The 6,887-nt window shown below is 69.6% G+C and carries 5 protein-coding genes; 4 read left to right on the top strand and 1 reads right to left on the bottom strand.

Going from position 1 to position 6,887, the window contains the following annotated elements:
- Together GT042_RS15790 and GT042_RS15785 are read left to right on the top strand one after the other, a co-directional pair.
- A partial coding sequence (locus GT042_RS15790) for an ATP-binding SpoIIE family protein phosphatase (RefSeq protein WP_161309349.1) occupies positions 1–1,335 on the top strand: 1,335 nt, incomplete at its 5' end.
- Between the two features lie 273 nt (positions 1,336–1,608).
- The gene (locus tag GT042_RS15785; RefSeq protein WP_161309348.1) at positions 1,609–3,072 is read left to right on the top strand and encodes a catalase; all 1,464 of its coding nucleotides are present in this window, start codon (positions 1,609–1,611) and stop codon (positions 3,070–3,072) included.
- 60 nt (positions 3,073–3,132) lie between these two features.
- Here the strand turns inward: GT042_RS15785 and GT042_RS15780 are convergent, their stop codons facing one another.
- Positions 3,133–5,385, bottom strand: a complete 2,253-nt coding sequence (locus GT042_RS15780; protein ID WP_161309347.1) for a transglycosylase domain-containing protein — start codon at positions 5,383–5,385, stop codon at positions 3,133–3,135.
- Positions 5,386–5,676: 291 nt separating this feature from the next.
- Here GT042_RS15780 and GT042_RS15775 point away from each other — a divergent pair, with 291 nt between their 5' ends.
- Both GT042_RS15775 and GT042_RS15770 read left to right on the top strand, forming a co-directional pair.
- Positions 5,677–6,231 carry a peroxiredoxin gene (locus GT042_RS15775; RefSeq protein WP_161309346.1) on the top strand — a complete coding sequence of 185 codons (555 nt, stop codon included), beginning with the start codon at positions 5,677–5,679 and terminating at the stop codon, positions 6,229–6,231.
- 5 nt (positions 6,232–6,236) lie between these two features.
- Positions 6,237–6,776 (top strand): alkyl hydroperoxide reductase, encoded by a 540-nt coding sequence (locus GT042_RS15770; RefSeq protein WP_161309345.1) that lies wholly within the window; start codon positions 6,237–6,239, stop codon positions 6,774–6,776.
- The last annotated feature ends 111 nt before the right edge of the window (positions 6,777–6,887 follow it).

Below are 6,887 nucleotides of genomic sequence, written 5' to 3'. Positions count from 1 at the left end.
CTGCCCGAGCTGCTGGGCGCCGACCGCACCGTACCGACCGGGCACCGCGCGATCCTGGCGCCGCTGCGCGGGCGGCGGCGGGTCATCGGCGCCGCCGTGTTCCTGCGCAGACCGGACCGGGCGGCCTTCGAGCCGAACGATCTGCTCGTCGCCGCGCAGCTGGCCACCCACACGGCGCTGGGCATCGACAAGGCGGTGCTGTACGGACGCGAGGCCTACATCGCCGACGAGCTCCAGCGCACGATGCTCCCGGAGAACCTGCCGCAGCCGACCGGGGTGCGGCTCGCCTCCCGCTATCTGCCGGCCGCCGAGACGGCCAGGGTCGGCGGTGACTGGTACGACGCCATCCCGCTGCCCGGCAGCCGGGTGGCGCTGGTCGTCGGTGACGTCATGGGCCACTCCATGACCTCCGCCGCGATCATGGGCCAGCTCCGCACGACGGCGCAGACCCTCGCGGGTCTCGACCTGCCGCCGCAGGAGGTGCTGCACCATCTGGACGAGCAGGCGCAGCGACTCGGCACGGACCGGATGGCGACGTGTCTGTACGCGGTGTACGACCCCGTCTCGCACCGGATCACGATCGCCAACGCCGGCCACCCGCCGCCCATACTGCTGCACCTGGGCGGCCGGGCGGAGGTCCTGCGGGTGCCGCCGGGAGCGCCGATCGGGGTCGGCGGTGTCGACTTCGAGGCCGTCGAGCTGGACGCGCCGGCCGGGGCGACCCTCCTCCTCTACACGGACGGGCTCGTGGAGTCCCGGCTGCGGGACGTCTGGACCGGTATCGAGCAGCTGCGGGAGCGGCTGGCCGCGACGGCCCAGCTGACCGGGCCCGACCACGCGCCGCCGCTGGAGGCCCTCTGCGACGACGTGCTCGACGTGCTGGGCCCGGGCGACCGGGACGACGACATCGCGCTGCTCGCGGCCCGTTTCGACGGGATCGCGCCGAGCGACGTCGCGTACTGGTTCCTGGAGCCGGAGGACGCGGCCCCGGGCCGGGCGCGGCGCCTCGCCCGGCGGGCGCTGGCCCGCTGGGACCTGGAGGAGCTGAGCGACTCGGTCGAGCTGCTGATCAGCGAGGTCGTGACCAACGCGGTGCGGTACGCGGAGAGACCGGTCACGCTGCGGTTGCTCCGTACGGACGTGTTGCGCTGCGAGGTCGGGGACGACTCGCCGCAGCTGCCCCGGCAGCGGCGGGCCCGCGACACCGACGAGGGCGGCCGGGGCCTGTTCCTGGTCAACCGCCTGGCGCGGCGGTGGGGGGCGACCCGGCTGTCGACCGGCAAGGTGGTGTGGTTCGAGATCGCCACGGGCCCCACCGAACCCGCCGGGTCGTGAGGCCGGGCCGGTGAAGGCGACCGGTCGATAAAGGCGACCTATCGGGCGAAAGCATAGAAAGAGAAGTCCGGGCGGGCAATAGGGGACAAATGTTGCCGACGGGGTGTCGCGGAGGTTCACTGGGGCAGGCGGCCGATGTGACCGCTGCCACGTCCCAGGGAGTGTCCGCGAAGTGGGGTCGTCCGCCGCCAGGCGTCGCGAGCCAGACACCACTCCGCGGACACGCTCTGGGTCACCCCGGCCCCCGGGCCCTCTATCGACGGGAGGACGCTCGTGTCCGAGTCATCCCCTCAGACTCCTTTCACGACCAACAACGTCGGCATCCCGGTGGAGAGCGACGAGCACTCGCTGACCATCGGCTCCGACGGCCCGATCCTGATGCAGGACCACTACCTGATCGAGAAAATGGCCCAGTTCAACCGTGAACGGGTCCCCGAGCGGGTGGTCCACGCCAAGGGTGCGGGCGCGTACGGCTTCTTCGAAGTGACGAACGACGTCAGCCAGTTCACCAAGGCGGACATGTTCCAGCCGGGGAAGCGGACGGAGATGCTCGCCCGCTTCTCGACGGTCGCCGGTGAGCTGGGCTCGCCCGACACCTGGCGCGACCCGCGCGGCTTCGCGCTGAAGTTCTACACGGAGCACGGCAACTACGACATGGTCGGCAACAACACGCCGGTCTTCTTCGTCCGTGACCCCATCAAGTTCCAGGACTTCATCCACTCGCAGAAGCGCCACCCGGCCACCGGGCTGCGCAACAACGACATGCAGTGGGACTTCTGGACCTTGTCCCCCGAGTCGGCCCACATGGTGACCTGGCTGATGGGCGACCGGGGCATCCCCAAGTCGTTCCGCCACATGAACGGGTACAGCTCGCACACGTACATGTGGATCAACGGCGCGGGCGAGCGCTTCTGGGTGAAGTACCACTTCAAGACCGACCAGGGCATCGACTACCTGTCCCAGGCCGACGCGGACCAGATGGCCGGCTCCGACGCGGACCACCACCGCCGCGACCTGTACGAGTCGATCGAGTCGGGCGACGCGCCGACCTGGACGCTGAAGGTCCAGATCATGCCGTTCGACGACGCGGCGGACTACCGGTTCAACCCGTTCGACCTGACCAAGGTGTGGCCGCACGGCGACTACCCCCTGATCGACGTCGGCCGGATGACGCTCGACAGGAATCCGGACAATTTCTTCGTCCACATCGAGCAGGCCGCCTTTGAACCGTCGAACCTGGTGCCGGGCATCGGCCCGTCCCCGGACAAGATGCTGCTCGGCCGGCTCTTCTCGTACCCGGACACGCACCGGTACCGGATCGGCCCGAACTACACGCAGCTGCCGCCCAACCGGTCGCACGCGCCGGTGCACTCGTACTCCAAGGACGGCCCGATGCGGTACGAGGCGTCGGACGCGGCCATGCCGTACGCGCCGAACTCGTACGGCGGCCCCGCGGCCGACCCCGCGCGGTTCGGCGGCCCGGCGGGCTGGGCCTCGGCGGGTGACATGGTGCGCGAGGCGTACAAGCTGCACAGCGAGGACGACGACTGGGGCCAGGCAGGCACCCAGGTCCGTCAGGTGCTGGACGACGCGCAGCGCGACCGGCTGGTGGCGAACGTGTCCGGGCACCTGGCGCAGGGCGTGTCCCGGCCGGTCCTGGACCGGGCGCTCCAGTACTGGCGCAACATCGACAAGAACGTGGGCGACCGGATCGCCCACCAGGTCAACGGCGGCTGACGGGTCGCGCGGTTCGACGGGTGCGGGGCGGGCCTTCACGGCCCGCCCCGCACCCGTGCGTCAGGGCGTGCGGCCCTGACCGCCGCGCGAGGTGCCCGGCGGACCGAACGGCTCGAACGGTTCGAACGTCTCGTCCGGCGGGGTGACGGGCGTCGTCACCGGCGGGGACTGCGTGGCCGACTCCGACGGGCTCTCGCTCGGCGTGGGCGGGGCGCTCGGGGTGTCCGTCGGCGGTTCCGGCGTGCGGGTGGAGCGGCTGGGCGACGGGGTTGTCGCGCTCGGGGTGGGGGTGGACCGGGTCGGCGTGGGGGTCGGCGTCGGCTTCTCCCGTACCGGCTTCCGGTAGTCCAGGTCGAACGTCGCGTCCGAGCCGCCGTTCAGCGCGGCCAGCGTGTAGTCCGCCCAGATGCGGGCCGGGAAGCCGCCACCGTTGGCGCGGCCCGAGTTGGCCGTTCCGGTCAGGCTGACCTGGGTGCCGCCCTTGGGCGCCTCGCCGAACAGGGCCACCGCCGTGGTGAGTTGCGGGGTGTACGCGACGAACCACGCGGACTTGTTGTTCTCCGAGGTGCCGGTCTTGCCCGCCGCCTCGTACGCGTCGGTCCTGGCCGCGCTGCCGGAGCCGTTGGCGACGACGCCCTGGAGGACGTGCGTCACGGTGTCCGCCGTCTCCCGGTCGATCACCTGCTTGCCGATCGGGTCCGGGAGGTCGACCAGCTTGTTCTTGTGCTCGGCCGACTCGAGGATCGTCGGCGTGACCTTCCTGCCGTGGTTGTCGAGGGTCGCGTAGACCCCCGCCATGTCCCAGGTGGAGGCGTCCATCGTGCCCAGCGAGATGGCGGGGCGCTCGGGGAAGCTGTCCGCGACATCCGTCATGCCGAGGTCGAGCGCGGTCTGCTTGACCTTGGCGGGGCCGACGTCCACGACCATCTGCGCGAAGACGGAGTTGATGGAGTCGCTCATCGCCTTCTGGACGTCGACAGGCCCATAGCTGTGGTCGTCCTCGTTCTCCGGGGCGAACGGCGTGTCACTGCCCTTGACGGGGCGCTTGCTGGTGCCGTCGTACACCGTCCCGATGTCGATCTTCTTGCCGTCCTGCGTCCGCGCGCCGTTCTCCAGCGCGGAGGCGAGCACGACCGGCTTGAACGTCGAGGCCGGCTGGTAGTCCTGGCGGGTGGCGTTGGACAGCCAGTGCTCGGTGGCGCCCACCCCGCCGTAGAGCGCGAGCACCTTGCCGGTCTTCGGGTCGACGGAGGTGGCCCCCGCCTGGACCGTGGCGTCGGTCTTGTTCTTCTTGCGGTCGATCTTGTCTTCCAGCTGCTCGTCGACCGACTTGACCAGCTCCCGCTGCTTCTTCCGGTCGATGTTGAGCGTGATCGTCCAGCCGCCCGCGTCGATCTGCTCCTTGTCGACGCCCTGGCGGACCAGTTCCTCGTCGGCGGCCTTGACCAGGTAGCCCGTCTGGCCCTCCATGCCGGGCGCGACCTTGGGCTCGTGCGGTACGGGGAACTTCAGGCCCGCGCGCACGGAGGCGTCCAGCCAGTGCTGCTCGACCATGTTGTCGAGGACGTAGTTCCAGCGGGCCGTCACCAGCTTCTTGCCGAGGGGCGTGGCCTCGGCCCAGTCGTACTGGCTGGGGGCCTGGAGCAGCGCCGCGAGGTACGCGCCCTGCGCGACGTTCAGCTTGGCGGCGTCGACGCCGTAGTACGCCTGCGCGGCGGCCTGGATCCCGTACGCCGTGCGCCCGTAGTAGCTGGTGTTGATGTAGCCGGCGAGGATCTCGTTCTTGCTCAGCTTCCGGTCCACCTTCAAGGAGATGACCAGTTCCTTGAGCTTCCGCGAGACCGTCTGGTCCTGCGTCAGGTAGTAGTTCTTGACGTACTGCTGGGTGATGGTCGAACCACCCTGCTTGCCCTTCCCGGACAGCGTGTTGAGCACGCCGCGCGCGGTGCCTTTGATGTCGACGCCCGCGTCCTGGTAGAAGGACTTGTTCTCGGCGGCGACGAAGGTCCGCTGGACGGGCTGCGGGATCTCCTCCAGGCCGACGATCTCCCGGTTGACCTCGCCGGTACGGGCCAGGACCGTGCCGTCGCTGTACTTGTAGACGTTGCTCTGCATCTTGGCCTGGGCGTTGGCGTCGGGCACGGACACGGTCAGGTACAGCACGACGAACGCGCCCATGACGAGCAGGCACAGGCCGAAGAACGTGCCGAGCATCTTCTTCCATGTGAAGAGCCGGCGTATGCCGCTCCTCCTGGGCTTGGGTGCCCGGCGGGTTCCTCGGTGCCGGGCCCGTCTCTCGTCAGCACGGCCCATCGCTGTGTCGCTCCGCTCCCGGACTTGTCGTTGATCTTGTCGTTTCACCGGCTTTTACCGGAATCAGCTCAGAAAGCTAACATCCGACCCTGTGACAAAGGACGGGTGATCCGTTCTTTTGGGACGTGAGAATCAGCACCTGTCCCGCTGAAACCGACTCATGAGGGTTACGGAAGGTTGTGGAGCGTTTCCGTCCTTGTGTCCGCTGTGCCACCATCAGTGACGCAACGCGGCCTCTCGCAATACACCGAAAGCCCCGAAAGGGGACTTCCGCCCCCACAAGGAGTGCGTGTGCTCACTGTTGGTGACACGTTCCCGTCGTTCGAACTGACCGCCTGCGTCTCCCTGGAGAAGGGCGCGGAGTTCGAGGAGATCAACCACAAGACGTACGAGGGCAAGTGGAAGATCTTCTTCGCGTGGCCCAAGGACTTCACCTTCGTGTGCCCGACCGAGATCGCCGCCTTCGGCCGGCTGGCCGGGGAGTTCGCCGACCGCGACGCGCAGGTGCTCGGCTTCTCCGGCGACTCCGAGTACGTCCACCACGCCTGGCGCAAGGACCACCCGGACCTGCGGGACCTGCCGTTCCCCATGCTGGCCGACTCCCGGCACGAGCTGATGCGCGAGCTGGGCATCGAGGACGCGGACGGCTTCGCGCGGCGCGCGGTGTTCGTCGTGGACCCGTCCGACGAGATCCAGTTCAGCATGGTGACGGCCGGCTCCGTGGGCCGTAACCCCAAGGAGGTGCTGCGGGTGCTCGACGCACTCCAGACCGACGAACTGTGCCCGTGCAACTGGACCAAGGGCGACCGGACCCTCGACGCCGCCGCCCTCCTCTCGGGAGAGTGATCCCCGTGTCACTCGACGAACTGAAGTCCGCCCTGCCGGACTACGCCAAGGACCTGCGGCTGAACCTCGGTTCGGTCATCGGCAACAGCGAGCTGCCCGAACAGCGGCTCTGGGGCACGGTGCTGGCCTGCGCCATCGCCTCCCGCTCGCCCCGCGTCCTGCGCGCGCTGGCGCCCGAGGCGAGGGCCAGGCTCTCCCCGGAGGCGTACACCGCCGCGAAGTCGGCCGCCGCGATCATGTCGATGAACAACGTCTTCTACCGGACCCGGCACCTGATGTCGGACCCCGGGTACGGAGTGCTCCGGGCCGGCCTGCGGATGAACGTCATCGGCAACCACGGCGTGGACGGCGCCGACTACGAGTTCTGGTCGCTGGCCGTCTCCGCCGTCAACGGCTGCGGCCAGTGCCTCGACTCGCACGAAGAGGCACTCCGCAAGGCGGGCGTGGACCGCGAGACGGTCCAGGAGGCGTTCAAGATCGCCTCGGTGCTCCAGGCGGTGGGCACGACGCTGGACGCCGAGGCGGTGCTCGCGGAGGTGGAGTGAACGGACACCCCCCAGGGGGAGTCCGTCACGCCCTAGGGGGTGTCCGTCACGACGGGCGCCGGGGCGGGCGCGGGCACCGGGGTCGTGACCTGCGCCCGTGGTTCGGGGGCC

Source organism: Streptomyces sp. SID3212, from assembly GCF_009865405.1.
In the GTDB taxonomy this organism is placed as follows: domain Bacteria; phylum Actinomycetota; class Actinomycetes; order Streptomycetales; family Streptomycetaceae; genus Streptomyces.
Note: the sequence above shows the minus strand (reverse complement) of the source record. Positions and strands in the feature narration are given on the sequence as shown.

Excerpts from the sequence above, each read along its gene's own strand:
- GT042_RS15780 (WP_161309347.1), bottom strand. The coding sequence starts at position 5,385 with ATGGGCCGTGCTGACGAGAGACGGGCCCGGCACCGAGGAACCCGCCGG.